Genomic DNA, 25,578 nt, shown 5'->3' with positions numbered 1-25,578 from the left:
ACCGCTCAGGCCTTGCCGCCCTTGACCGGCGCCGGCAGTGGCAGCGGCGCAACCTGGGCCTGGCCGTCGGCGATGTAGCAACTCAGCAGGTGGCGCCGCGCCGCGCTCACCACCTCCGAACACAAGTCAGTATAGAAGCCGGTGTCGGCCAGTTCCAGATCGATCGTGTATTGCGCCAGGTGGTTGGCGGCCTGCACCGCCGTGAGCCGCTCGCCGCGCGCGCGGCGCTCGTCCAGCGGGCGCAGGCGCGGCGCGCTGCCCTCGAAATAGCGGATCAGCGCCGCCTCGATGACGTCCATGCGCTCGGCCTGCAGGATGTCGGCCGGCGGCGGCTGCAGGTTGTGCGGCAGCGCCGCCGCGTCGCCCTCGGCGCAGTTGACGGTCACCTCCATGCCCAGCACCAGGATCAGCGTGTCGTAGTCCATGCCGAACTGGGCGCGCAGCTTGTGCAGCGCGCCCAGCCGGCCCTTGCCGAGCCGGCCCTCGGGGTCGCGCGTCTGGCCGACGTAGCACACCTTGCTGGGCAGCTTCAGCGTGTGGCCGTAGGTCTGCAGCAGGTCGTGCACCGAGAACACCTCGACCGTGCCGCCCCAGTGCAGGCTGAGGAAGGTGTCGGTCAGCGTCACGGTCGGCTTCTTCATGGTGGCCGCGAACGGCGCCTTGAGTTCGACCGTGATGGCGTCCTTGCGCTCGTCGGCGCCCAGCAGCAACGGCAGCGTCAGCTTGAGCGAGAAAAAGCCCCACTGCACCACGCCGGTGATGTCGAAGCGGACCCGCGGCCGGGTCACGGCCAGGAACAGGTGGCGCCGCTCGGCGGTGGCCTCCAGTTCGAACTGCATGCGCCGCATGTAGCGGCCGATCGGGTCGCGGATGTCCGGCTTGTCGGCGACGCCGGCGATCAGGTCGTACCAGTGGAATTTGGCGTCGGCCACGCGCACCATCCAGCTCTGCGGCGCGGCGGTGCGCTGCGGCAGCGTGGCAAACGAGTCGCTCAATGAACCAGCGTAGGGCTGCGGGGACGGGGCAGCCGGCTCGGGAAAATTCATCATGCACCTGATCGGAAAGTTGAGTGTCGGTGACCGGCTCACTTTTCCCATCGGCGGGGACTTGGCTTTTAGGAAATAAGTAATGCTACGCAGTCATGCGGGAGACTACGCTGAATATATCCACAGGGCAACAAAAATCGCTTGTGCGCCGCAGCCAGGGCGGCGCCAAACCAACACCTCAGGCCGCCAGTGCGCGGCCGGCCAGCGCCGCCTCCAGCAGCGCCAGCAGCTCGGCCGGCTGCTGGCACAGGTAATCGGCGCCCCAGTTGGCCGGCTCGGTGGCGCCGCCGTAGCCCCAGCCGCAGGCGATGGTCAGCATGCCGGCCGCCTGGCCGGCCTGGATGTCGCGCAGGTCGTCGCCGGCGTACCAGCACTGTTCCGGCGCCAGTTGCAGGCGGCGCGCCGCCTCCAGCAGCGGCGCCGGGTGCGGCTTGGGATGGGCCGTGGTGTCGCCGGAAATCGCGCAGGCCGCGTGGCCGAGGCCGATCTGCGGCAGCAGCGGGTCGGTGAAGCGCCGCGACTTGTTGGTCACCACGCCCCAGCGCAGGCCGGCCGCCTCGATGCCGGCCAGCAGCGCCGGCACGCCGTCGAACAGGCGGCTGTGCACCGCCATGGCGGCCTCGTAGTTGCTGAAGAACTCGTCGCGCAGCGCCAGGTAGCCGTCGTCGTCCGGCGTCAGGCCGAAGGACGCGCCGATCATGCCGCGCGCGCCGGCCGAAGCGGTCGGGCGCAGGAGGTCGTAGGCGGTGGGCGCCAGGCCGCGCCGGCTGCGCAGCAGGTTGACGGCGGCGGCCAGGTCGGGCGCGGTGTCAGCCAGGGTGCCGTCCAGGTCGAACAGGATGGCGCGCGGAGCGGCGGCGATGGTCATGGTCACAGGGGGCGGCGCGCGGCCACCAGGTAGTTGACGCTGGTGTCGTCGTTGAGCGAATAGATCTTGGTCAGCGGGTTGTAGCCCATGCCCTTGAAGCCGGCCACCTCCAGCCCGGCGCTGCGGATGTATTGCGACAGCTCGGCCGGGGTGATGAACTTGGCGTAATCGTGGGTGCCCTTGGGCAGCATGCGCAGGATGTATTCGGCGCCGATGACGGCAAACAGATAGGACTTGGGATTGCGGTTCAGCGTGGAAAAGAACACCTGGCCGCCCGGCTTGACCAGCGCGGCGGCGGCGCGCACGATGGCGCCCGGATCGGGCACGTGCTCCAGCATTTCCATGCAGGTGACCACGTCGTACTGGCCGGCTTCCTGCGCGGCCATGTCTTCGGCGGCGATCAGCTTGTAGCGCACCGCCACGCCGGACTCCAGCGAGTGCAGGTCGGCCACCTTCAGCGCTTTTTCGCCGAGGTCGATGCCGGTGACGGTGGCGCCCTTGCGCGCCATCGACTCGGCCAGGATGCCGCCGCCGCAGCCGATGTCGATGACGTTCTTGCCGGCCAGCGGCGCGCGCGCGTTGATCCATTCCAGGCGCAGCGGGTTAATCTCGTGCAGCGGGCGGAATTCCGAGGTCGGGTCCCACCAGCGGTGGGCGAGTTCGGCGAATTTTTGCAGTTCTAATGGGTCGGCGTTCATGTTTTTTTGGGCAGAGGGAATGCGCTATTTTACCCCGCACTTCGCACCGCCGGGGTCTGACCCCGTACGGGGTCAGACCCCTTTCTGCTTTGGGGTAAAAAAAAGCCCCGCGTCAGCGAGGCTTTTTTGACGGCGTCAGCAATTACTTGCTGGTGCCCACCACTTCGATTTCCACGCGACGGTTTTTCGCGCGGCCTTCGGCGGTCTTGTTGTCGGCCACAGGCTGTTTCTTGCCCTTGCCTTCGGTGTACACGCGGTTGGCTTCCACGCCTTTCGACACGATGTAGGCCTTGACGGCTTCAGCGCGGCGTACCGACAGCTTCTGGTTGTACTCGTCGGTGCCGATCGAGTCGGTGTGGCCGACGGCGATGATCACTTCCAGGTTGATCGAACCCAGCTTCGAGGTCAGGTCGTCCAGCTTGGCTTTGCCTTCCGGCTTCAGCACGGCCTTGTCGAAGTCGAAGAAGGCGTCGGCGGCGAAGCTGACTTTTTGCGCGGTTGGCACAGGGGCCGGCGCCGGGGCTGGCATCGGCGCTGGTGCTGGGGCCGGGGCTGGCGCGGCTGGTGGCGGCGGCGCCACGCACTTGCCGTTTTCCAGCTTCTCTGGCTCGACGCACAGCGGCAGGTCGCAGCCTGGCACGGCGTCAGCCGGGGTCCAGTAGCCGGTGCGCCAGCACAGGCCGAACGGGTCGCGGGCGATGATGCCGCGGGCATCCTGCACGTAGGCGCTCTTCGGGGTCGGGGCCTTGATGTCCTGGGTGACCGGCGCGTATGGTGGGGCGGTCGGCGCGGTCTGCGCGATAGCCGAGCCGGCGAATGCAGCCGAAATAGCCAGCATCGAAATCAGTTTTTTCATATTTTTTTTCCTTTCGGGGGTGATATCCGCAGAAAACTGCGCGACGTAGTCCTTTGCGTGGGGCGAATTCTACCACGCAGGGGCGTCACGCTGATTTCCCGCTTGCGAATCAAGCAATTGACTTCTCGTCCATTTTGCCACAAGCGGCCAATGGCGATAAAAACGCGCCAACATGGCGCTCTTTCGCGTTCAACCAAAATGTTGTTTTGTTGCAACGTGATTGTCGATAATAATTGAGTAATGTGTCATGAATATTACAACTTGTTACGCGTGCCAACCGTGCGCCACACCGCATGGCGGCAGGCCCGGCGGCAAAATGCGCTGGTTGCCGTGCGCCCATGCTAAAATCGAACGCTTGCCTGTCTCTTGGGAGAGGCTTAATAAACCAGAGTAAACGACGACCCGCCAATGGATCAATTCGCAAAAGAAACAATCCCGATTTCCCTCGAAGAAGAGATGCGCAAGAGCTACCTCGATTACGCCATGAGCGTGATCGTCGGCCGCGCCTTGCCGGACGTGCGTGACGGCCTGAAGCCGGTGCACCGCCGCGTCCTGTACTCGATGCACGAATCGAATTACGTGTGGAACCGCGCTTACGTCAAGTGCGCCCGCGTGGTCGGCGACACCATGGGTAAGTACCACCCGCACGGCGACGCCTCGATTTACGACACGCTGGTGCGCATGGCGCAGGACTTCTCGCTGCGCTACATGCTGGTCGATGGCCAGGGCAACTTTGGCTCGGTCGACGGCGACGGCGCGGCAGCGATGCGTTACACCGAGTGCCGCCTGGACAAGATTTCCAGCGAACTGCTGGCCGACATCGACAAGGACACGGTCGACTTCCAGCCGAACTACGACGGCAAGGAAAAAGAGCCGACCGTGCTGCCGACCCGCATTCCCAACCTGCTGATCAACGGCTCGTCCGGCATCGCGGTGGGCATGGCCACCAACATTCCGCCGCACAACCTGCACGAGGTGATTGCCGGCGCGCTGCACGTGCTGCAGAACCCGGACTGCTCGATCGACGAGCTGATCGAACTGATCCCGGCGCCGGACTTCCCGACCGGCGGCACCATCTATGGCGTCTCGGGCGTGCGCGACGGCTACCGCACCGGCCGCGGCCGCGTGGTGATGCGCGCCAAGACCCACTACGAGGAATACGGCAAGGACGGCGGCCGCACCGCCATCATCGTCGACGAGCTGCCGTACCAGGTCAACAAGAAGTCGCTGCTGGAGCGCATCGCCGAGAACGTGCGCGACAAGAAGCTGGAAGGCATTTCCGACATCCGCGACGAGTCCGACAAGTCGGGCATGCGCGTGGTCATCGAGCTGAAGCGCGGCGAAGTGCCGGAAGTGGTGCTGAACAACCTCTACAAGCAAACCCAGCTGCAAGACACCTTCGGCATGAACATGGTGGCGCTGGTGGACGGCCAGCCCAAGCTGCTGAACCTGAAGGAGATGCTGCAGTGCTTCCTGTCGCACCGCCGCGAAGTGGTGACGCGCCGCACCGTGTTCGAGCTGCGCAAGGCGCGCGAGCGCGGCCACGTGCTGGAAGGCCTGGCGGTGGCGCTGGCCAACATCGACGAGTTCATCGCCATCATCAAGGCGGCGCCAACGCCGCCGGTGGCCAAGGCCGCGCTGATGGAAAAATCGTGGGACTCGTCGCTGGTGCGCGAGATGCTGGCGCGCACGGGCGAGGGCGAGCACCCGAACAGCGTGGATGCCTTCCGTCCCGAGCACCTGCCGAAGCACTACGGCATGCAGAAGGATGGCCTGTACAAGCTGTCCGACGACCAGGCGCAGGAGATCCTGCAGATGCGCCTGCAGCGCCTGACCGGCCTGGAACAGGACAAGATCGTCAACGAGTACAAGGACGTGATGGCGGAAATCGCCGACCTGCTGGACATCCTCGCCAAGCCGGCCCGCGTGACCACCATCATCACCGACGAGCTGACCTCGGTGGTGACCGAGTTCGGCGATCCGAACAAGGATCCGCGCCGTTCCAACATCGAGCACAACGCCTCCGACCTCAACACCGAGGACCTGATCACGCCGCAGGACATGGTGGTCACGCTGTCGCACACCGGCTACATGAAGGCGCAGCCGATCAGCGAGTACCGCGCGCAGAAGCGCGGCGGCCGCGGCAAGCAGGCCATGGCCACCAAGGACGAGGACTGGATCGACCAGCTGTTCATCGCCAATACGCACGACTACATCCTGTGCTTCTCCAACCGCGGCCGCATGTACTGGCTGAAGGTGTGGGAAGTGCCGCAAGGCTCGCGCAACTCGCGCGGCAAGCCGATCGTCAACATGTTCCCGCTGGCGGACAATGAGAAGATCACGGTGATCCTGCCGCTGTCGGGCGAGAACCGCACCTTCCCTGAAGACCACTACGTGTTCATGTCGACCAGCCTGGGCACCGTGAAGAAGACGCCGCTGAAGGACTTCAGCAATCCGCGCAAGGCCGGCATCATCGCGGTCGACCTGGACGAGGGCGACTTCCTGATCGGCGCCGCGCTGACCGATGGCGAACACGATGTGATGCTGTTCTCCGACGCCGGCAAGGCGGTGCGCTTCGACGAGAACGACGTGCGTCCGATGGGCCGCAACGCCCGCGGCGTGCGCGGCATGAACCTCGACGAGGGCCAGCGCGTGATCGCGCTGCTGGTGGCCGAGAACGAGCAGCAGTCGGTGCTGACCGCCACCGAGAACGGCTTCGGCAAGCGGACCCCGATCGTCGAGTACACCCGTCACGGCCGCGGCACCAAGGGCATGATCGCCATCCAGACCTCCGAGCGTAACGGCAAGGTGGTGGCAGCCACGCTGGTCGATTCGACCGACGAGATCATGCTGATCACCACCGGCGGTGTGCTGATCCGCACCCGCGTGTCGGAGATCCGCGAGATGGGCCGCGCGACCCAGGGCGTGACCCTGATCGCGGTGGAAGACGGCACCAAGCTGTCCGGCCTGCAGCGCGTGGTGGAGACGGACATCGACGAAGTCGAGCTGGAACCGGGCCCGGATTCAGCGACCGAGTAAGCTCGCTTTTCCGGGAGTCAGCGGGGCCACGACTATTGCGCGACAATAGAACTGGCCCCGTTATTATTTCAAGGAGACGATATGAAACAACTGAAGCAATGCCTGGCTTGTGCGGCCGCCGCGCTGGCGCTGACCGCCGCCCCGGCGCTGTATGCGCAGACCGCCGATGCGGCCTCCACCGCCGCCGCCCGGGAGCTGTTCGATTCGATGAATTACCGCGCCGTGCTGCAGGGGATGATGCAGCAGATGGCGCAGGGCATGGCCGCCTCGATGCGCGGCGGCGCCGAAGCAGCCATCAAGAACAACCCCAAGCTCAGTGCCGACGACAAGCAGAAGGCGCTGGCGCAAATGGAAGCCGAGTTGCCGGGCGCCGTCAGCGCCATGCAGTCGGTGCTGAACGACCCGGCGCTGGTGGACGACATCCTCAACGAAACCGTGCCGATTTACGCGCGCAATTTCAGCGCCGATGAGCTGAAGCAGATCACCGCCTTCTACCGCACGCCGGTCGGCGCCAAGATGCTGACCAAGATGCCGCAGCTGATGGGCGAGGGCATGCAGGTTGGCCAGCAGATCGTCGCGCGCCGCATCGGGCCGATGATGCAGAAGCTGCAGCAGCAACAGAAATAACCCCCACTGAAGGATCGCAATGACTCATATCTACAACTTTTCCGCCGGCCCCGCCGTACTGCCGAAGGAAGTGCTGACGCAGGCGGCCGCCGAAATGCTGGACTGGCATGGCAGCGGCATGTCGGTGATGGAGATGAGCCACCGCGGACCGGAGTTTATGTCGATTTACAAGGCGGCCGAGCGCGATCTGCGCGAGCTGCTGGCAGTACCGGACAATTACAAGATCTTGTTCATGCAGGGCGGCGGACTGTCGCAGAACGCCCTGATCCCGTTGAACCTGCTGGGCCACAAGCCCGCCGGCGCAACCATCGATTTCATTCACACCGGGTCGTGGTCGGCCAAATCCATCAAGGAGGCTGGCAAATACGCCAACGTGAATATCGCCGCGTCGTCGACGACGGCGGTGCCGCCGCAGGCCGGCTGGCGGCTCACGCCCGCCGCCGATGCGGCCTATCTGCACATGTGCACCAACGAGACCATCGACGGCGTCGAGTTCCAGCCGGACTTCGACGACGCCCGCCTGGCGCAGCGCGTGCTGGTGGCTGACATGTCGTCGCACATCCTGTCGCGCGTGATCGATGTGTCGCGCTACGGCGTGATCTTCGCCGGCGCGCAGAAGAACATCGGCCCGGCCGGCGTGACCATCGTGATTATCCGCGACGATTTGCTGGGCAAGGCGCTGCCGGCATGCCCGTCGGCGTTCGACTTCAAGCTGGTGGCCGACAACGAGTCGATGTACAACACGCCGCCCACCTACGGCATCTATATCGCCGGCCTGGTGTTCCAGTGGCTGAAGCGGCAGGGCGGCGTGGCCGAGATGGAGCGCCGCGCCAAGGCCAAGGCCGACCTGCTGTACGCCGCGCTGGACGCGGACGATTTTTACCAGAACCGCGTGGCGCCGCAAAACCGCTCGCGCATGAACGTGCCTTTCTACCTGAAGGACGAAAGCGGGAACGACGCATTCCTGGCCGGCGCCAAGGCGCGCGGCCTGCTGCAACTGAAGGGCCACAAGTCCGTCGGCGGCATGCGCGCATCGATCTATAACGCCATGCCGATCGAGGGCGTGCAGGCGCTGGTCGATTACCTGAACGAATTCGCCGGCAGATGAGTGAGCCGCGCGGCCAACCCCGGACGGCTGGGGTCTGACCCCGTACGGGGTCAGACCCCTGTTCGCCGCAGTGCGGGGTGAACGGTGCCGCAGGCGATAGCAGAGGAATTTACGCTAACTATGAACGATAAACTTACCCCCTTGCGCGAGCAGATCGATGCGATCGACGCGCAAATCCTTGACCTGCTGAACCAGCGCGCGCGCGTGGCGCAGGAAGTGGGCCATGTCAAGGCCGAAACCGGCGCGCCGGTGTTCCGCCCCGAGCGCGAAGCCCAGGTGCTGCGCGGCGTGGCCGAACGCAATCCCGGCCCGATGGGCAACGCCGAACTGCAAACCATCTGGCGCGAGATCATGTCCGCCTGCCGCTCGCTGGAAAAACGCGTCACCGTCGCCTTCCTGGGCCCGGCCGGCACCTACAGCGAGCAGGCGGTGTACGAACAATTCGGCACCGCGGTCGACGTGCTGCCGTGCGCCTCGATCGACGAAGTGTTCCGCGCCACCGAGGCCGGCACTGCCGAATTCGGCGTGGTGCCGGTCGAGAATTCGACCGAGGGCGCCATCGGCCGCACGCTGGACCTGCTGCTGCACACGCCGCTGACCATCAGCGGCGAGGTGGCGATCGCCGTACGTCACAGCCTGCTGACCGGCACCGGCAACATGGACGGCGTCACCGCCATCTGCGCCCACGCGCAGGCGCTGGCCCAATGCCAGATCTGGCTGAACAACAACTACCCGAACCTGGAACGCATCGCGGTATCGTCCAACGCCGAGGCGGCGCGCATGGCGCGCGACGACCACGCGTTGGCGGCCATCGCCGGCGAACGTGCCGGCGTGCGTTACAGCCTGGGCACGGTCAAGGCCAACATCCAGGACGATCCGCACAACCGCACCCGCTTCGCCGTCATCGGCACGCTGCACGCCGGCCCGTCGGGCGAGGACCGCACCTCGCTGGCGCTGGCGGCGCCGCACAAGGCGGGGTCGATCTACCGCCTGCTGGGATCGCTGGCGCAGCATGGCGTGTCGATGACGCGCTTCGAGTCGCGGCCGGCGCGCACCGGCACGTGGGAGTACTACTTCTACGTCGACGTGCAGGGCCACGTGCGGGACAAGGCGGTGGCCGACGCCCTGGCGGAGTTGCAGAACAACGCCGCCTTCTTCAAAGTGCTGGGATCCTACCCTGTCAGCCTGAACTGAGAACACGAGAGAGACACTATGACCAAGACCTACGGCCCGGAATACGTCCGCGCCATCGCCCCTTACCAGGCCGGCAAACCGATCGCGGAAGTCGCGCGCGAATTCGGCCTGGATGAAGCCAGCATCGTCAAGCTGGCGTCCAACGAGAATCCGTTCGGCGTGCCGGAATCGGCCAAACAGGCCATGGCGGCCGCGATGGCGGAGCTGGGCCGCTACCCGGACGCCAACGGCTTCGACCTGAAAGGCGCGCTGGCCGCGCGCTACGACGTGCCGACCGACTGGATCACGCTCGGCAACGGCTCCAACGACATCCTGGAAATCGCCGCCCACGCGTTCGTGGAGCGCGGCCAGTCGGTGGTGTATTCGCAGTACTCGTTCGCCGTGTACGCGCTGGCCACGCAGGGCGTGGGCGCGCAGCACATCATCGTGCCGGCGCAGCATTACGGCCACGACCTGCCGGCCATGCTGGCGGCGATCCGCGACGATACGCGCCTGGTGTTCATCGCCAATCCGAACAACCCGACCGGCACCTTCATTCCGGCGGCCGAAATCGAAGCCTTCCTGGCCAAGGTGCCGGCGCACGTGGTGGTGGTGCTGGACGAGGCCTACAACGAGTACCTGTCGCCGGAGGACCAGTTTGAGTCGGCCGCGTGGGTGAAGAAGTATCCCAACCTGCTGGTGTCGCGCACCTTCTCGAAAGCCTACGGCCTGGCCGGCCTGCGCGTCGGTTTCGCCATTGCGCAGCCGGCGGTGACGGACCTGATGAACCGCATCCGTCAGCCCTTCAACGTCAACTCGCTGGCGCAAGCGGCGGCCATCGCGGCGTTGAACGACAAGGCGTTCCTGGCGCGCGGCGCGGCCAATAACAAGGAAGGCTATCAGCAGATGGTCGCGGCGTTCGACAAGCTCGGTCTGGAATATGTGCCGTCGCACGGCAACTTCGTGCTGGTCAAGGTGGGTGACGATGCCGGCGCCGGCGCGCGCATCAATCTGTCGCTGCTAAAGCAGGGCGTGATCGTGCGTCCGGTCGGCGGTTACGGGCTGCCGGAGTGGCTGCGCATTTCCATCGGCCTGCCGGAAGAAAATGAAGCGTTCATCGAGGCGCTGACGAAAGCACTGGCGGAGTAAATGCTGAACAAAGTCGTTATTTTTGGCGTAGGCCTGATCGGCGGCTCGTTTGCGCGGGCGCTGAAAAAGGCTGGCGCCGTGCGCGAGATCGTCGGCGTCGGCCGTTCGGCCGCGTCGATGGCGCGCGCGCTGGAGTTGGGCATTATCGACGCCATCGGCGTAAGCGGGCCGGCCGCGCTGGCTGCTGCCGTTGGCCCGGCGCCGCTGTCGCTGGCGGAAGCGCTGGCCGGCGCCGACCTGGTGCTGCTGGCCGCGCCGGTGGCGCAGACCGAAGCGATACTGGCGGCGATCGCGCCGCACCTGGGCGAGGGCACGGTCGTCACCGACGCCGGCAGCACCAAGTCCGACGTGGTGGCCGCCGCGCGCCGCGCGCTGGGCGACAAGGTCGCGCAGTTCGTGCCGGGCCACCCGATCGCCGGCCGCGAAACCAACGGCCCGGACGCCGCCATCGATCACCTCTACATCGGCAAAAAAGTGGTGCTGACCGCGCTGCCTGAAAACAGCGACGCCGATATCGAGCGCGTGGCCGCCGCGTGGCGCGCCTGCGGCGCCATCCTCCACCGCCTGACGGCGGAGGAGCACGACAAGGTGTTCGCCGCCGTCAGCCACCTGCCGCACCTGCTGGCCTACGCGCTGGTGGACGACATCGCCAACAAGCCGCACGCGGATTTGCTGTTCCAGTACGCCGCCAGCGGCTTCCGCGACTTCACGCGGATCGCCGGCTCGTCGCCGGAAATGTGGCGCGACATCAGCCTGGCCAACCAGCCAGCGCTGCTGACCGAGCTGGACGCGTACATGGCACAATTGACGACACTGCGCGCCCACCTGGCCGCCAACGACGGGGCGGCGCTGGAGCGCGTCTACGCCAACGCCCAGCACGCGCGTCACCAATGGATTACCGCAATCGAGACGGCCGAGGCGCCGCCGAAGGACTAAACACGCGGCCGGCGAGTGAGCCCCGGCGCCAACCCCGGACGATGGGGTCTGACCCCGTACGGGGTCAGACCCCTGGCCGCCGCAGTGCGGGTTTCGCGGGTGCCATCCGCGCACGTATTTTAAGGATTTTTTGTATGACCGATTTTATTGACCTCCAACCCGTCTCCCACGTTCAGGGCACGGTGCGCCTGCCGGGCTCCAAGTCCATCTCCAACCGCATCCTGCTACTGTCGGCGCTGTCGCAGGGGCAGGTTGCCATCGTCGACCTGCTGGCCTCGGACGATACCGCCGTCATGCTGGCCGCGCTGCGCTCGCTCGGCGTGCAGTGGACCGAGGAGAAAACCGCCACCGGCACCATCCACCACGTTACCGGCGTGGCCGGCGTGCTGCCCAACAAATCGGCCGATCTGTTCATGGGCAACGCCGGCACCGCCATCCGCCCATTGACCGCCGCGCTGGCCGTCATCGGCGGCGACTACACGCTGCACGGCGTGCCGCGCATGCACGAGCGCCCGATCGGCGACCTGGTCGACGCGCTCAACGCCGCCGGCACCAACGTCGAATACACCGGCAATCCGGGCTTTCCGCCGCTGCACATCAAGCAGGGCAAGATCACCACCCAGCGCCTGTCGGTGCGCGGCGACGTCTCCAGCCAGTTCCTCACCGCGCTGCTGATGGTGGCGCCGCTGATGGCCAAAGACCACGCCATCACCATCGACGTCATCGGCGAGCTGATTTCCAAGCCCTACATCGAAATCACCCTCAACCTGATCCGCCGCTTCGGCGTCAAGGTCGGGCAGAACGGCTGGGCGTCGTTCACCATCGAACCCGGCCAGGTCTACCAGTCGCCCGGCACCATCCACGTCGAGGGCGACGCCTCATCGGCCTCGTACTTCCTGGCCGCCGGTGCCATCGGCGGCGGGCCGGTGCGGGTGGAGGGTGTCGGCAACAACTCGATCCAGGGCGACGTCCGCTTTGCCGCCGCACTGGAGCAGATGGGCGCGCACATCACCATGGGCGACAACTGGATCGAGGCCCGCGCCAACGGCCCGCTGAAGGCCATCGACGCCGACTTCAACCACATCCCCGACGCCGCCATGACCATCGCCGTGGCCGCGCTGTACGCCGACCGCCCGTCGACGCTGCGCAACATCGCCAGCTGGCGCGTCAAGGAAACCGACCGCATCGCCGCCATGGCCACCGAGCTGCGCAAGGTCGGCGCCACGGTGGAGGAGGGCCCGGACTATATCAAGGTGACGCCGCCGGCGACCCTGGCGCCTGCTACCATTGACACCTACGACGATCACCGCATGGCGATGTGCTTCTCGCTGGTGTCGCTGGACGGCGCGCTGCGCAAGGGCGCGGCCACCCGCATCAACGATCCGAAATGCGTGAACAAGACCTTCCCCGACTATTTCACCGCATTTGCCAACATAGCAAAGTAAATACCATGGCAACTTCCCAGATTCCCGTCATCACCATCGACGGCCCGACCGCCTCCGGCAAGGGCACCGTCGCGCACCGCGTGGCCGACCAGCTCGGCTTCCACTACCTGGATTCCGGCGCGCTATACCGCCTGACCGCGCTGTCGGCGCTGCGCCGCGGCACCGACCTGGCCGACGAGCACGCGCTGGCCAAGCTGGCCGAGCACCTGCATTGCAGCTTCCAGGGCGGCGACATCATCCTGTCGCACGAAAACGTCACCGACGCCATCCGCGCCGAGGAGGTCGGCAACACGGCGTCGAAGATCGCCACCTTCCCGGCGGTGCGCCACGCGCTGACCGGGCTGCAGCTGGGCTTCCGCAAGGCGCCGGGCCTGGTGGCGGACGGCCGCGACATGGGCTCGGTGATCTTCCCGCACGCCCCGCTCAAGGTGTTTTTGACCGCGTCCGTGGCGGCGCGCGCGGGGCGCCGTTATAAGCAATTGATAGACAAGGGTTTTTCTGCTAATATGGAAGACCTACTGATGGATTTGCAGGCGCGCGACGACCGGGATACGAAACGGGCGATCGCTCCGCTGGTCCCGGCAGCAGGCGCGCACGTGCTCGATACCTCCGAAATGACCGCTGACGAAGCGGTCGATCAGGTCTTGAAATGGTACGCAAGTATCACCAAGTAACACCTTTACCAACCCTAACCCAGTTGAAGTCGCATTGTGCGAGCCTTACTGGCTAACCTGGAAGTTTTATTATTATGGAAAGTTTTGCAGCCCTCTTCGAAGAATCCCTGTCGCGTCAAGATATGCGCTCGGGCGAAGTAATTTCGGCTGAAGTCGTTCGTCTGGATCACAACTTCGTGATCGTCAACGCAGGCCTGAAATCGGAAGCTTTCATCCCTGTTGAAGAATTCAAAAATGACCAAGGCGAACTGGAAGTCAAAGTAGGTGACTTCGTTTCCGTGGCCATCGAATCGCTGGAAAATGGTTTCGGCGATACCATCCTGTCGCGCGACAAGGCCAAGCGTCTGGCATCGTGGCTGGCGCTGGAAAAAGCAATGGAGTCGGGCGAGATCGTCGTCGGCACCGTGAACGGCAAAGTCAAGGGCGGCCTGACCGTGCTGACCAACGGCATCCGTGCTTTCCTGCCTGGTTCGCTGGTGGACACCCGTCCAGTCAAGGACACCACCCCGTTCGAAGGCAAGACCCTCGAATTCAAAGTGATCAAGCTGGACCGCAAGCGTAACAACGTTGTGCTGTCGCGCCGCGCCGTCATCGAAGCGTCGATGGGCGAAGAGCGTCAGAAGCTGATGGAAACCCTGAAAGAAGGCACCGTGGTGACCGGCGTGGTGAAGAACATCACCGACTACGGCGCGTTCGTGGACCTGGGCGGCATCGACGGCCTGCTGCACATCACCGACCTGGCATGGCGTCGTGTGCGTCACCCATCGGAAGTGCTGACCGTTGGCCAGGAAATCACCGCCAAGGTTCTGAAGTACGATCAAGAGAAGAACCGTGTTTCGCTGGGCGTGAAGCAACTGGGCGACGACCCATGGACCGGCCTGTCGCGTCGTTACCCACAAGGCACCCGCCTGTTCGGTAAAGTGACCAACCTGACCGACTACGGCGCGTTCGTGGAAGTGGAACAGGGCATCGAAGGCCTGGTCCACGTGTCGGAAATGGACTGGACCAACAAGAACGTCGCTCCTAACAAGGTTGTCCAGCTGGGCGACGAAGTAGAAGTGATGGTGCTGGAGATCGACGAAGAGCGTCGTCGTATCTCGCTGGGCATGAAGCAGTGCAAGGCCAACCCATGGGACGACTTCGGCGTGACCCACAAGAAGGGTGACAAGGTCAAGGGCGCGATCAAGTCGATCACCGACTTCGGCGTGTTCATCGGCCTGGCTGGCAACATCGACGGCCTGGTGCACCTGTCCGACCTGTCGTGGACCGAGTCCGGCGAAGAAGCCGTGCGCAAGTTCAAGAAAGGTGACGAACTGGAAGCCATCGTTCTGGCCATCGACGTTGAGCGTGAGCGCGTGTCCCTGGGCGTCAAGCAACTGGAAGGCGATCCATTCAACAACTTCGCCGCCATGAACGACAAGGGTTCGCTGGTGACCGGCACCGTGAAATCGGTGGAGCCTAAGGGCGCCGTGATCCAGCTGTCGGAAGAAGTCGAAGGCTACCTGCGCGCGTCGGAAATCTCGCGTGACCGCGTGGAAGATGCTGGCACCCACCTGAAAGTCGGCGACACCGTCGAGGCCCTGGTGATCAACATCGACCGCAAAGCACGTTCGATCCAGCTGTCGATCAAAGCCAAGGATTCGGCCGACACCGCGGAAGCGATGAAGAACATCGCCGCCGACAGCAACGCCGCTTCGGGCACCACCAGCCTGGGCGCACTGCTGAAAGCCAAGCTGGACAACAAGAACTAAGCACTAGTTCGCGATGACTAAGTCCGAACTGATTAACCGCCTGGCTGAGCGTTATTCTCAGCTGGTGGCCAAAGATGCGGAATATGCCGTCAAGACCATTCTGGATGCGATGACCAACGCCCTGGCGACCGGTCAGCGCATCGAGATCCGCGGTTTTGGCAGCTTTGCCCTCAACAGCCGGCCACCGCGCATCGGACGCAATCCGAAGTCGGGCGACAAGGTGATGGTGCCCGAAAAACGGGTGCCTCACTTCAAGCCGGGCAAGCAATTGCGCGAGCGGGTTGACGCGATGGTCGGGCAACCGATCATCGAGGACTGAAGCATTCAATAGGTAAGCAAAAGCGGCGTCCTGAGGGATGCCGCTTTTTTTTTGCCGGAATGAGAGTTACCCCCACTGCGAAAGCCGGGGTCAGACCCCGTACGGGGTCTGACCCCTGTCGGCCGCATTGCGGGGTGGCGCTTCTGGTGCGATACTGGCGCTTTAGAATTTTCACTGGGTACTGGCTGATGAAATTTGTCTCCACGCTGATCGGTTTTGTCATCTTCATCCTGTTTTTCGGCTTCGCGCTGAAGAACACGCAGGAAGTCGACCTGCACCTGTTCCTGCACTACGAGCTGCGCGGCCCGCTGGTGCTGATGCTGCTCGGCTTCTTCGTTGCCGGCGCGGTGCTGGGCGTGCTGGCGCTGACGCCAACCGTGTTCCGCCACCGCCGCGAAACCAACAAGCACAAAACCACCATCCACACGCTGCAAAGCTCGGCGCAGCAGGCCAACCGCCCGCCGCAGCCGGACAGCGTCACCCCACAATAAACACAACAAGCACACATGGAATTTGAACTCTGGTGGTTACTGGGCATCCCGGTCTTCTTCGGCCTGGGATGGGTCGCCGCGCGCGTCGACATCCGTCAATTGCTGTCCGAGTCGCGCTCGCTGCCGCGCGGCTATTACAAGGGCCTGAACTTCCTGCTCAACGACCAGCAGGACAAGGCGGTCGACGCCTTCATCGACATCGTCCGGCTGGATCCGGAATCGGCCGAGATGCACTTCGCGCTGGGCAATCTGTTCCGCCGCCGCGGCGAGACCGAGCGCGCCATCCGCATACACCAGAACCTGCTGGCGCGTCCCGACCTGCCGCAGGATCAGAAGGAGCACGCGCAGTATGAGCTGGGCATGGACTACCTGAAGGCCGGCCTGCTGGACCGCGCCGAGGAGACCTTCAACACGCTGCTCAATGGTTCGTACGGCGCGCAGGCGCGCCGCGCGCTGCTGGAGATTTTCCAGCGCGAGAAAGAGTGGCCACGCGCGATCGAGGCGGCCATCGGCCTGCAGGAAGCGGGCGCCGGCTCGCGCCAGAAGCAGATCGCGCAGTTCTACTGCGAGCTGGCGCAGGACGCGCTGGTGCACATGCATCCCGAGCAGGCGCTGGAGCTGCTGGACAAGTCGCTGCAGGCGGACCGCGTCAACGTGCGCGCCACCCTGCTGACCGGCGACGCGCAACTGGCCATGGGCGACGTCGAAGGCGCCTTGATGACCTGGCGCCGCGTCGAGCAGATCAGCGTGCCGCACGTGGCGCTGGTGGCGCAGCGGCTGATGGACGGCTACCGCAAGGTGGGCCGGCCGCAGGAAGGCGTCAACCTGCTCAAATCGTACCTGGAGCAAGCCTCGTCGATCGACCTGATCGAGGTGGTCTACAAGGCGGTGCTGGAGCTGGACGGCGTGGACGCCGCCAAGCAGCTGGTGTCGAATGAGCTGCGCCGCACGCCGACGCTGCTGGGCCTCGACAAGCTGCTGGAAGCGCGCCTGCTGGACGCGCCGGCCACCCTGGTGCCGGAACTGTCGATGGTGAAGAACCTGGTGCACGGTTACACGCAGAAGCTGGCGCGCTATCAGTGCAGCCACTGCGGTTTCAAGGCGCGCCAGTTCTACTGGCAGTGCCCGGGCTGCAGCCGCTGGGAGACCTACCCGCCGCGCCGCACCGAAGAATTGAATGTCATGAACTAACCACCCCGCCGTCATTCCGGCGAAAGCCGGAATCCATGCCGCGTGTGCAAGGCTGCTGGCGTTCCATGGATTCCGGCCTGCGCCGGAATGACGGGGGTACTAACCGACTTTAACTATGAAAATCACGATTATCGGCACTGGCTATGTTGGCCTGGTCACCGGCGCCTGCCTGGCGGAGCTGGGCAACGATGTGTTCTGCCTGGACGTCGACCAGCGCAAGATCGACCTGCTGAACAGCGGCGGCATCCCGATCCACGAACCGGGCCTGGAAGAAGTGGTGGCGCGCAACCGCGCCGCCGGCCGCATCCAGTTCTCGACCGACGTCGCCGCCTCGGTGGCGCACGGCGAAGTGCAGTTCATCGCCGTCGGCACGCCGCCCGACGAAGACGGCTCGGCCGACCTGCAATACGTGCTGGCCGCCGCCCGCAACATCGGCAAGCACATGACCGGCTTCAAGGTCATCGTCGACAAATCCACCGTGCCGGTCGGGACCGGCGACCGGGTCCACGCCGCGCTGCGCGAAGAACTGCAGGCGCGCGGCTCGGACGCCACCTTCTCGGTGGTGTCCAATCCCGAGTTCCTGAAAGAGGGCGCGGCGGTGGAAGACTTCATGCGCCCCGATCGCATCGTCATCGGCCATGACATGACCGCCGAAGGCGAAAAAGCCGCGGCGCTGATGAAGAAGCTGTACGCCCCCTTCAACCGCAACCACGAACGCACCTTCTGGATGGACGTGCGCTCGGCCGAATTCACCAAGTACGCCGCCAACTCCATGCTGGCCACGCGCATCTCGTTCATGAACGAACTGGCCAACCTGGCCGACCGCGTCGGCGTCGACATCGAAGCGGTGCGCCACGGCATCGGCTCCGACCCGCGCATCGGCCACAGCTTCCTGTACGCCGGCGCCGGCTATGGCGGCTCGTGCTTCCCGAAAGACGTGCAGGCGCTGGAACGCACCGCGCGCCAGTACGACCAGGACCTGCTGATCCTGCGCGCGGTGGAAGCGGTCAACGACAAGCAGAAGCTGGTGCTGGGCCAGAAGGTCGTCAAGCGTTTCGGCGAGGACCTGGGCGGCCAGCACTTCGCCATCTGGGGCCTGGCCTTCAAGCCCAACACCGACGACATGCGCGAAGCGCCGGCCCGCGTGCTGGTGCGCCAGTTGCTGGACGCCGGCGCCACGGTGGCGGTGTACGATCCGGTGGCGATGGACGAGGCCCGGCGCGTGTTGGCGCTGGACCTGAGCGCGGACGAACTGGCGCGCGTGCGCTTCGCCGACAGCCCGATGGACGCGCTGACCGGCGCCGAGGCGCTGGTCATCGTTACCGAATGGAAGGCCTTCCGCAGCCCGGACTTCGACAAGATCAAGGCGGCGCTGAAGCATGCGGTGATCTTCGACGGCCGCAACCTGTTCGAGCCGGGCGTGATGGCCGAAGCGGGCTTCGAGTACCACGGCATCGGCCGCTCCATCCTGACCCGCAACTGAGCGAGGCGCACCGTGACGACCAATCTGGACAAAGTACGCATCCTGGTGGTGGGCGACGTGATGCTGGACCGTTACTGGTTCGGTGACGTCAGCCGCATTTCGCCGGAGGCGCCGGTGCCGGTGGTGCGCATCGCCAGGCGCGAGGCGCGGCTGGGCGGCGCCGCCAACGTGGCGCGCAATGCCGCCGCGCTGGGCGCGCAGGCCGGCCTGCTGGGCATTGTCGGCAACGACGAGGCGGGCGACGAGGTGCAGCAACTGCTGGAAGGCGGCGGCATCCGCAGCTACCTGAAGCGCGACGCGGCGATTTCCACCATCATCAAGCTGCGCGTGATCGGCCGCCAGCAGCAGATGGTGCGCATCGACTTTGAAGAGGCGCCGACCGACACCGTGTTGCGCGACAAGCTGCAGCAATTCAAGACGCTGCTGCCGGATTACGATGTGATCGTGCTGTCGGATTACGCCAAGGGCAGCCTGGTGGCGGTGGCCGACATGATCGCCGCCGCGCGCGCGGCCGGCAAGGTGGTGATGGTCGATCCGAAGGGCGACGACTTCACGCGCTACGCCGGCGCCACGGTGCTGACGCCGAACAAGTCGGAATTCAAGCAGATCGCCGGATCGTGGAGCAGCGAGGAGCAGTTGACGGCCAAGGCGCAAGCCTTGCGCGCGGAGCTGAAGCTGGACGCGCTGCTGCTGACCCGTTCGGAAGAGGGCATGACCTTGTACACCGAGGGCGGCCAGTTCCACACGCCGGCGCAGGCGCGCGAGGTGTTTGACGTGTCCGGCGCGGGCGACACGGTGATCGCCACCATGGCCTGCATGCTGGGCGCGGGGGCTGGCTGGCAGGAGGCGGTGGAAACCGCGAACCGCGCCGGCGGCATCGTGGTTGGCAAGCTGGGGACGGCTACGGTGACGCACACGGAGCTTTTTGCGGACTAAGCGGCACCAGCGAAACCCGCACACCGCTGCGGCCAGGGTCTGACCCCGTACGGGGTCAGACCCTTTCGTTTTGGGGTACTGCCAGCAATCGTCCACAAGCCCCTTGATCTACCTCAGCCGCGCGCGTCAACGAAGGCATGATCGCCTCGTTAAGGTCGAAGCAAGTCGCGATCCCCGCGCTTGCCAACAACCAAGGAGACATCATGATCAAGCAACTCGTTCTGCTGCTGGCCACCCTGATCGCCAGCATCACCCTGGCCTGGGCGCAGGTGGACGTCAACAAGGCCGACGAAGCGGCCCTCGACAGCATCCGCGGCCTCGGCCCGGCCAAGACCAAAGCCATCCTCGAAGAACGCAAGAAAGGCGAATTCAAGGACTGGGCCGACTTCGAAGCCCGTGTCAAAGGCATCGGTCAGAAGAACGCCGTACGCCTGTCGGAGGCCGGCCTGCAGGTGAACGGCAAGTCGAAGGACGGCGCGCCAGCCAAGGCGGCCGCTCCCGCCAAGGCCGCGGCCAGGTAGCCGCCACGCCGCGCCCCGGGTGACGCCGCGCGCGGCGCGTGAGATGATGCGGGCTATGAAAATCTCCCGCATCCTCCACGCCGGCTACGCCTTTGAAAGCGGCGCCACGCGGATCCTGTTTGACCCGGTGTTCGAAAATCCGTTCAGCCGGAACTGCCACGCCTTCCCCGACGTGCGCTTCGACCTGGCCCAAGTGCGCGAACTGCGGCCGGACGCGGTGTTCATCTCCCACTTCCACGACGACCACTGCTCGATGGAGAGCCTGAACCTGCTGGACCGCGCCACGCCCGTCTACCTGTACTGCGTCTTCGACGAACTGTTCGCCATGATACGCGCGCTGGGCTTCGTCAACGTGCTGTCGCTGGAAGTCGATGCCAGTGTGACCATCGGCGCCTTCGAGATCATCCCCCGCCGCGCGCTGGATGCGGACGTCGACTCCATGTTCCAGATCCGCGCCGAAGGCCTGAATGTACTGAACGTGGTCGACGCGTGGATGGACCCGCAAACGCTGGAGCAACTCAAACCCTACGCGCCGTGGGACATGGTGCTGTGGCCCTTCCAGACCATGCGCGAAGTGGACGTGATCGCCCCATCGCGCGCCGCGCGCGGGCCGGTCGAACTGCCGGAAGAATGGCCGCAGCAGTTGCAAGCGCTGGCGCCGCGCTACGTGGTGCCGAGTTCCTGCCAGTTCCGGCAGGAGCCATGGTCGTGGTACAACCACGCGCTATTCCCGATCACCTACCGCCGCTTCGCGCAGGCGGTGGGCGAGTGGCTGCCATCGGCGCAGGTGGTGCGGCTGAACCCATCGGTGTCGGTGGCGTTGACGGCCGCCGGGCTGACGCCCGCCGCGCCGCTGCCGTGGGTGCTGCCGGTCGGCGAACAGGACGTCGATTACGACTACGATGCCGACATCGTGCCGCCGCCCACCGCCGACATCGCGCGCCACTTCGCGCCGCTCACGGCGGAGCAGGCCGCGCTGGCGTTGGCGTTCTGCCGCACCGGCCTGATGGAACGCTACGAGCAAATGGAACTGCCGGAGGACAGCTACTTTGCCACGCCCTGCGTCTGGCAACTGTCGGTGTACGACCATGACGGCGGCGTGCAGCAGTTCCGCTATCGCGTGCACGGCGACAGCATCGCGCTGACTGGCGATGAAGAGGCGCCGACGTGGGCCACCGAAATCCCGCTGGCCAAGTTGTACGCCGGCCTGGCGCTGGGCGAGTCGCTGACCTCCATGTACCTGCGCATCCACGGCGCGCCGGCCGACGCCGACATCGTCGACGATCCGCTGATCCGCTGCCTGTTCGACGACGCCATCGGCGCTTATCAAGCCGCGCAACTGCGGCGACTGGGGATAACCATATGAAGAAGATATGCAGCGCGCTGGCGCTGTACGCGGCGGCGATGGCCGCCCACGCGCAATCGGTGGCCTTCACCTTCGACGACGGCCCGCGGCTGGCGGAAACCCCGCTGCTGTCGCCGCAGCAGCGCAACCAGGCCTTGCTGGACGCATTGGCCGCGCACAAGGTGTCGGCCGCGTTGTTCGTCACCTGCGGCAACGGCGCCGACCGCCCGGCCGGTTACGCGCTGGCGCAAGCGTGGGGCCAGGCCGGCCACGCGATCGGCAACCACACGATGACGCACTTGGACCTGAATAGCGCCAAGGTCACGCTGGCGCAGTACCAGCAAGAGATCAGCGACTGCGACCGCATCACCGCCACGCTGCCGGGCTACCAGAAATGGTTCCGCTTCACCTTCCTGCGCGAAGGGAACACGCCCGAGAAGCGCGACGGCATGCGCGCCTTCCTGGCGCAGCGCGGCTACCGCAACGCCTACGTCAGCCTGGACACCAGCGACTGGCGCCTGGACGAAAAGCTGAACGAGGTACTGCGCGCCAACGCCGGCGCCGACGTGGCGCCGATCCGGAAGGCCTATCTGTCCCACCTGCGCCAGCGCGCGCAGGCGTATCGCGACCTGTCGCGCCAGCTGGAAGGCCGCGATATCCCGCAAGTGATCCTGCTGCATCACAACCTGATCAACGCCTTGTGGCTGAACGACGCGATCCAGCAATTCAAGGACATGGGCTGGACCATCATCACGCCGGCGCAAGCGTTCGCCGATTCCGTGTACCAGCAGCCGCCCGACAAGCTGGTGGCCGGCCAAAGCCTGCTGCTCTCGATCGCGCGCAGCAAGGGCCTCGGCAAATTCCCCGGATGGGAGCGCCTGGTGGACGATGGGGATTTCGAGATCGAAGCCTTGAAGGCCGAGTGAGGGTTGGCGCTAACCCACAAGTTCGGGGTCAGACCCCGTACGGGGCTGACCCCTGTGCGCCGCCGTGCGGGGTGAACGGTTCCCGCCTGCGCCGCAGTGTTAGTGTTGCTTGTCGGCCGGCAGGTTGGCCAGGAACTGGTGGATCTGCGCCACCACGGCCGCCCCTTCGCCCACCGCCGCCGCCACCCGCTTGGTGGAGGTGGCGCGCACGTCGCCAATCGCGAACACGCCCGGCACGCTGGTCTCCAGCGCCGCGCGCGACGGCAGGTCGCGCGGGTAGACGCCGTTGGCGAAGTTGGCCTTGCACTGCGCCTTGGTCACATCAAAACCGGTGCGGATGAAGCCGTGCGGGTCAACGTCCACGCCGCAGTCGCTGAGCCAGCCGGTGTTGGGCTCGGCGCCGATGAACAGGAACACGCGGCAGACGTCGTAATCGCACTCCAGCCCGGTCTTGGCGTTGCGCGTGCGTACCTGGCGCAGGCCGTCCTCGTCGCCTTCCAGCGCGACGATCTCGGTGCAGGTGTGCAGCGAGATGTTGGGCGTGGCGGCAATCCGCTCGATCAGGTAGCTGGACATGGTGGACGACAGGCTGTCCTTGCGGATCAGCATGTGCACCTTGGACGCGTAGCCCGACAGGAATACCGCCGCCTGCCCGGCCGAGTTGCCGCCGCCGACCAGGATGATCTCCTCCGTCTTGCACAGCTTGGCCTCGACTGGCGACGCCCAGTAGTACACGCCCTTGCCCTCGAACTGCTTGAGGTTGGCCAGCGACGGCCGGCGGTAGCGCGCGCCGCAGGACAGCACCACGGTCTTGGCCTTGAGCATCTGCAGGCTGCCGCACATTTCCACTTGCAGCGGATAGGTGTCGCACACCAGGCGGCCGGCCGGCGCCGGGATGGCAACTTCGACGCCGAATTTCTGCGCCTGCACGTAGGCGCGTCCGGCCAGCGCGCGGCCCGACACGCCGGTCGGGAAGCCGAGGTAATTCTCGATGCGCGCGCTGGCGCCGGCCTGGCCGCCGTAGGCGCGGGTTTCCAGCGCCAGCACCGACAGCCCCTCGGACGCGGCGTACACCGCCGTCGCCAGCCCGGCCGGCCCGGCGCCGACCACGATCACGTCCCACACCTTGTCGCTGTCCAGCTCGGGCAGCATGCCGAGGCAGCGGCCGATGTCGACCACCGACGGGTTTTTCTTGACCACGCCGTCCGGGCATACCACCAGCGGCAGTTCCTCGGCCACCGGCTGGTAGTGCGCCATCAGGTCGGCCGCCTGCTGGTTGTGTTCCGGGTCCAGCACCACGTGCGGGTGGCCGTTGGCCTGCAGGAAGGTTTGCAACGTGTGGATGCGCCCGTGCCCGCGCGGGCCGACGATCACCGGCCCGCCCGAGGCCTGCTCGATCAGGCCGACGCGGCGCAGGATCAGCGCGCGCACGATGCGCTCGCCCAGATCGGCGTGCGCGACCAGCAGCTGGCGCAGCGATTCCGACGGCACCACCAGCACCTCGACGTCGCCCACGGCGTGGCCGTTGCCCAGCGCCGGCCGGCCCGACAACTGCGCCACCTCGCCGCTGAACTGGCCGGGCAGGTGGGTGGTCACATACGAGGTGTTGCCAAGACCGTCATAGCGGTTGACCTCGATGCCGCCCTTGAGCACCAGCATCAGGCCGAAGCTGGTCTTGCCGGCCTCGAAGATCATCTCGCCGTTCTTGAAGCACACCACGTGGCCGAAGCGGCGCATGTGGCGGATGTCGGTCGCGCTCAGCGTCGGGAAAATCTGGTGCGCGCGCTGCTCCAGGTCGAGCGTGGTGGTGGTCGGCGCCGGCTCGTCCGGCGTTTCTTCCGGCAGCAGTTCGGTGGGGGAGGTGGCCATGGTGAATCCGAGGTTATGAAGCTGGTTGCAGAGTTGATGCAAGTCTAGCCGATGCGGCGCCCGCCGTCCAAAGTCTTATGGGGTAGTCCGCCGCTTTCGGGCAACTCGGCTAAAATGGCTGTTTTGGCGAACTGACAGACAATAACACGATGGCTTACAAGACCCTGCAAGACACGATCGGCAACACGCCGCTGGTGCAGTTGACGCGCCTGCCCGGCGCCGAGGCGGCCGCCCGCAACAACATCATCCTCGGCAAGCTGGAAGGCAACAATCCGGCCGGCTCGGTCAAGGACCGCGCCGCCATGTCGATGCTGACGCGCGCCGAGGAGCGGGGCGACATCAAGCCGGGCGACACGCTGATCGAGGCCACCAGCGGCAACACCGGCATTGCGCTGGCGATGGCGGCCGCCATCCGCGGCTACAAGATGCTGCTGCTGATGCCGGAAAACCTCAGCGTCGAGCGGCGCCAGAGCATGGCCGCCTACGGCGCCCAGATCCTGCTGACGCCGAAAACCGGCGGCATGGAGTACGCGCGCGACATGGCCGAGCAGCTGCAGAAGGACGGCAAGGGCATCATCCTCGACCAGTTCGCCAACCAGGACAACGCCCGTGCCCACTACGAGAGCACCGGGCCGGAAATCTGGCGCGACACCGAGGGCCGCGTGACCCACTTCGTCAGCGCCATGGGCACCACCGGCACCATCATGGGCACCTCGCGCTACCTGAAGGAGCAGAATCCGGAGATCCAGATCATTGGCGCCGAGCCGGAGGAGGGCTCATCGATACCAGGCATCCGCAAATGGCCGGAAGCTTATCTGCCGAAGATTTACGACCGTTCGCGCGTGGACCGGGTGGAGTCGGTGTCGCAGGCGGCGGCCGAGCGCATGGCGCGCCGCATGGCGGCCGAGGAAGGCATCTTCTGCGGCATTTCGGCCGCCGGCGCCTGCGAGATCGCGCTGCGCATTTCCAGCACAGTGGAAAACGCCACCATCGTCTTCATCGTCTGCGACCGCGGCGACCGCTACCTGTCCACCGGCGTTTTCCCCGCCTAAACCCTAAACCGGGGTCAGTGCCGACATTCGGACACGAGCCCAACCGTAGCGGTCGCTACGGTTGGGCTCGTGTCC

At 65.6% G+C, this 25,578-nt stretch carries 23 protein-coding genes; 18 read left to right on the top strand and 5 right to left on the bottom strand.

Annotation, left to right across the window (positions count from 1 at the left end; translation table 11 throughout):
- Positions 1-5: 5 nt before the first annotated feature.
- From FHW58_RS17500 to ompA, 4 genes are all read right to left on the bottom strand, one after another.
- On the bottom strand, positions 6-995 hold the full coding sequence (locus FHW58_RS17500) for a hypothetical protein (protein ID WP_229265386.1): 990 nt from the start codon (positions 993-995) through the stop codon (positions 6-8).
- A gap of 229 nt (positions 996-1,224) precedes the next feature.
- Complete coding sequence (locus FHW58_RS17495) at positions 1,225-1,914, bottom strand: HAD family hydrolase (RefSeq protein WP_179674636.1); 690 nt, start codon at positions 1,912-1,914, stop codon at positions 1,225-1,227.
- Between the two features lie 2 nt (positions 1,915-1,916).
- Positions 1,917-2,612: a bifunctional 2-polyprenyl-6-hydroxyphenol methylase/3-demethylubiquinol 3-O-methyltransferase UbiG gene (ubiG, locus tag FHW58_RS17490; protein ID WP_179674434.1), complete on the bottom strand. Its 696-nt coding sequence runs from the start codon at positions 2,610-2,612 to the stop codon at positions 1,917-1,919.
- 142 nt (positions 2,613-2,754) lie between these two features.
- The gene (gene ompA, locus FHW58_RS17485) at positions 2,755-3,468 is read right to left on the bottom strand and encodes an outer membrane protein OmpA (protein ID WP_179674433.1); all 714 of its coding nucleotides are present in this window, start codon (positions 3,466-3,468) and stop codon (positions 2,755-2,757) included.
- 408 nt (positions 3,469-3,876) lie between these two features.
- On the opposite strand from ompA, the gene gyrA reads away from it, so the two are divergent.
- From gyrA to FHW58_RS17400, 17 genes are all read left to right on the top strand, one after another.
- A complete protein-coding gene (gene gyrA / locus FHW58_RS17480; protein ID WP_179674432.1) occupies positions 3,877-6,507 on the top strand; it encodes a DNA gyrase subunit A in 2,631 nt (876 codons plus the stop codon).
- Positions 6,508-6,588: 81 nt separating this feature from the next.
- Entirely contained in the window at positions 6,589-7,134 is a 546-nt protein-coding gene (locus FHW58_RS17475) for a DUF2059 domain-containing protein (protein ID WP_229265385.1), read from the top strand.
- A 19-nt stretch (positions 7,135-7,153) separates the two neighbouring features.
- A complete protein-coding gene (serC, locus tag FHW58_RS17470; RefSeq protein WP_179674431.1) occupies positions 7,154-8,242 on the top strand; it encodes a 3-phosphoserine/phosphohydroxythreonine transaminase in 1,089 nt (362 codons plus the stop codon).
- A 120-nt stretch (positions 8,243-8,362) separates the two neighbouring features.
- Positions 8,363-9,436 (top strand): prephenate dehydratase, encoded by a 1,074-nt coding sequence (pheA, locus tag FHW58_RS17465; protein WP_179674430.1) that lies wholly within the window; start codon positions 8,363-8,365, stop codon positions 9,434-9,436.
- Positions 9,437-9,454: 18 nt separating this feature from the next.
- Entirely contained in the window at positions 9,455-10,564 is a 1,110-nt protein-coding gene (hisC, locus tag FHW58_RS17460) for a histidinol-phosphate transaminase (RefSeq protein ID WP_179674429.1), read from the top strand.
- Positions 10,565-11,500: a prephenate dehydrogenase/arogenate dehydrogenase family protein gene (locus FHW58_RS17455; protein WP_179674428.1), complete on the top strand. Its 936-nt coding sequence runs from the start codon at positions 10,565-10,567 to the stop codon at positions 11,498-11,500.
- Positions 11,501-11,634: 134 nt separating this feature from the next.
- Entirely contained in the window at positions 11,635-12,945 is a 1,311-nt protein-coding gene (gene aroA, locus FHW58_RS17450; protein ID WP_179674427.1) for a 3-phosphoshikimate 1-carboxyvinyltransferase, read from the top strand.
- A 5-nt stretch (positions 12,946-12,950) separates the two neighbouring features.
- Positions 12,951-13,619, top strand: coding sequence for a (d)CMP kinase (cmk, locus tag FHW58_RS17445; RefSeq protein ID WP_179674426.1), 669 nt, complete (start codon positions 12,951-12,953; stop codon positions 13,617-13,619).
- Positions 13,620-13,693: 74 nt separating this feature from the next.
- Entirely contained in the window at positions 13,694-15,370 is a 1,677-nt protein-coding gene (gene rpsA / locus FHW58_RS17440) for a 30S ribosomal protein S1 (RefSeq protein WP_179674425.1), read from the top strand.
- A gap of 13 nt (positions 15,371-15,383) precedes the next feature.
- On the top strand, positions 15,384-15,689 hold the full coding sequence (locus tag FHW58_RS17435; RefSeq protein WP_008446215.1) for an integration host factor subunit beta: 306 nt from the start codon (positions 15,384-15,386) through the stop codon (positions 15,687-15,689).
- A 188-nt stretch (positions 15,690-15,877) separates the two neighbouring features.
- Positions 15,878-16,180: a lipopolysaccharide assembly LapA domain-containing protein gene (locus tag FHW58_RS17430; RefSeq protein WP_179674424.1), complete on the top strand. Its 303-nt coding sequence runs from the start codon at positions 15,878-15,880 to the stop codon at positions 16,178-16,180.
- Between the two features lie 15 nt (positions 16,181-16,195).
- Positions 16,196-17,371, top strand: coding sequence for a lipopolysaccharide assembly protein LapB (gene lapB, locus FHW58_RS17425; protein ID WP_179674423.1), 1,176 nt, complete (start codon positions 16,196-16,198; stop codon positions 17,369-17,371).
- 115 nt (positions 17,372-17,486) lie between these two features.
- Positions 17,487-18,854 carry a UDP-glucose/GDP-mannose dehydrogenase family protein gene (locus FHW58_RS17420; protein WP_179674422.1) on the top strand — a complete coding sequence of 456 codons (1,368 nt, stop codon included), beginning with the start codon at positions 17,487-17,489 and terminating at the stop codon, positions 18,852-18,854.
- 12 nt (positions 18,855-18,866) lie between these two features.
- Positions 18,867-19,790 (top strand): D-glycero-beta-D-manno-heptose-7-phosphate kinase, encoded by a 924-nt coding sequence (rfaE1, locus tag FHW58_RS17415; protein ID WP_373996698.1) that lies wholly within the window; start codon positions 18,867-18,869, stop codon positions 19,788-19,790.
- Positions 19,791-19,993: 203 nt separating this feature from the next.
- Positions 19,994-20,311 carry a helix-hairpin-helix domain-containing protein gene (locus tag FHW58_RS17410; protein WP_179674421.1) on the top strand — a complete coding sequence of 106 codons (318 nt, stop codon included), beginning with the start codon at positions 19,994-19,996 and terminating at the stop codon, positions 20,309-20,311.
- A 55-nt stretch (positions 20,312-20,366) separates the two neighbouring features.
- Complete coding sequence (locus tag FHW58_RS17405; RefSeq protein ID WP_179674420.1) at positions 20,367-21,677, top strand: MBL fold metallo-hydrolase; 1,311 nt, start codon at positions 20,367-20,369, stop codon at positions 21,675-21,677.
- Positions 21,674-22,582 carry a polysaccharide deacetylase family protein gene (locus FHW58_RS17400; RefSeq protein ID WP_179674419.1) on the top strand — a complete coding sequence of 303 codons (909 nt, stop codon included), beginning with the start codon at positions 21,674-21,676 and terminating at the stop codon, positions 22,580-22,582. The genes FHW58_RS17405 and FHW58_RS17400 overlap by 4 nt, the downstream gene beginning before the upstream one ends.
- Positions 22,583-22,681: 99 nt before the next feature.
- Here FHW58_RS17400 and FHW58_RS17395 read toward each other — a convergent pair whose 3' ends face one another.
- Positions 22,682-24,451, bottom strand: coding sequence for a cyclic nucleotide-binding domain-containing thioredoxin-disulfide reductase (locus FHW58_RS17395; RefSeq protein ID WP_179674418.1), 1,770 nt, complete (start codon positions 24,449-24,451; stop codon positions 22,682-22,684).
- Between the two features lie 149 nt (positions 24,452-24,600).
- On the opposite strand from FHW58_RS17395, the gene cysM reads away from it, so the two are divergent.
- A complete protein-coding gene (gene cysM / locus FHW58_RS17390; RefSeq protein ID WP_179674417.1) occupies positions 24,601-25,503 on the top strand; it encodes a cysteine synthase CysM in 903 nt (300 codons plus the stop codon).
- Positions 25,504-25,578: the final 75 nt, after the last annotated feature.

Origin of the sequence: Duganella sp. 1224 (assembly GCF_013408245.1) — a bacterium.
Classification (GTDB): Bacteria; Pseudomonadota; Gammaproteobacteria; order Burkholderiales; family Burkholderiaceae_D; genus Rugamonas.
Note: the sequence above shows the minus strand (reverse complement) of the source record. Positions and strands in the feature narration are given on the sequence as shown.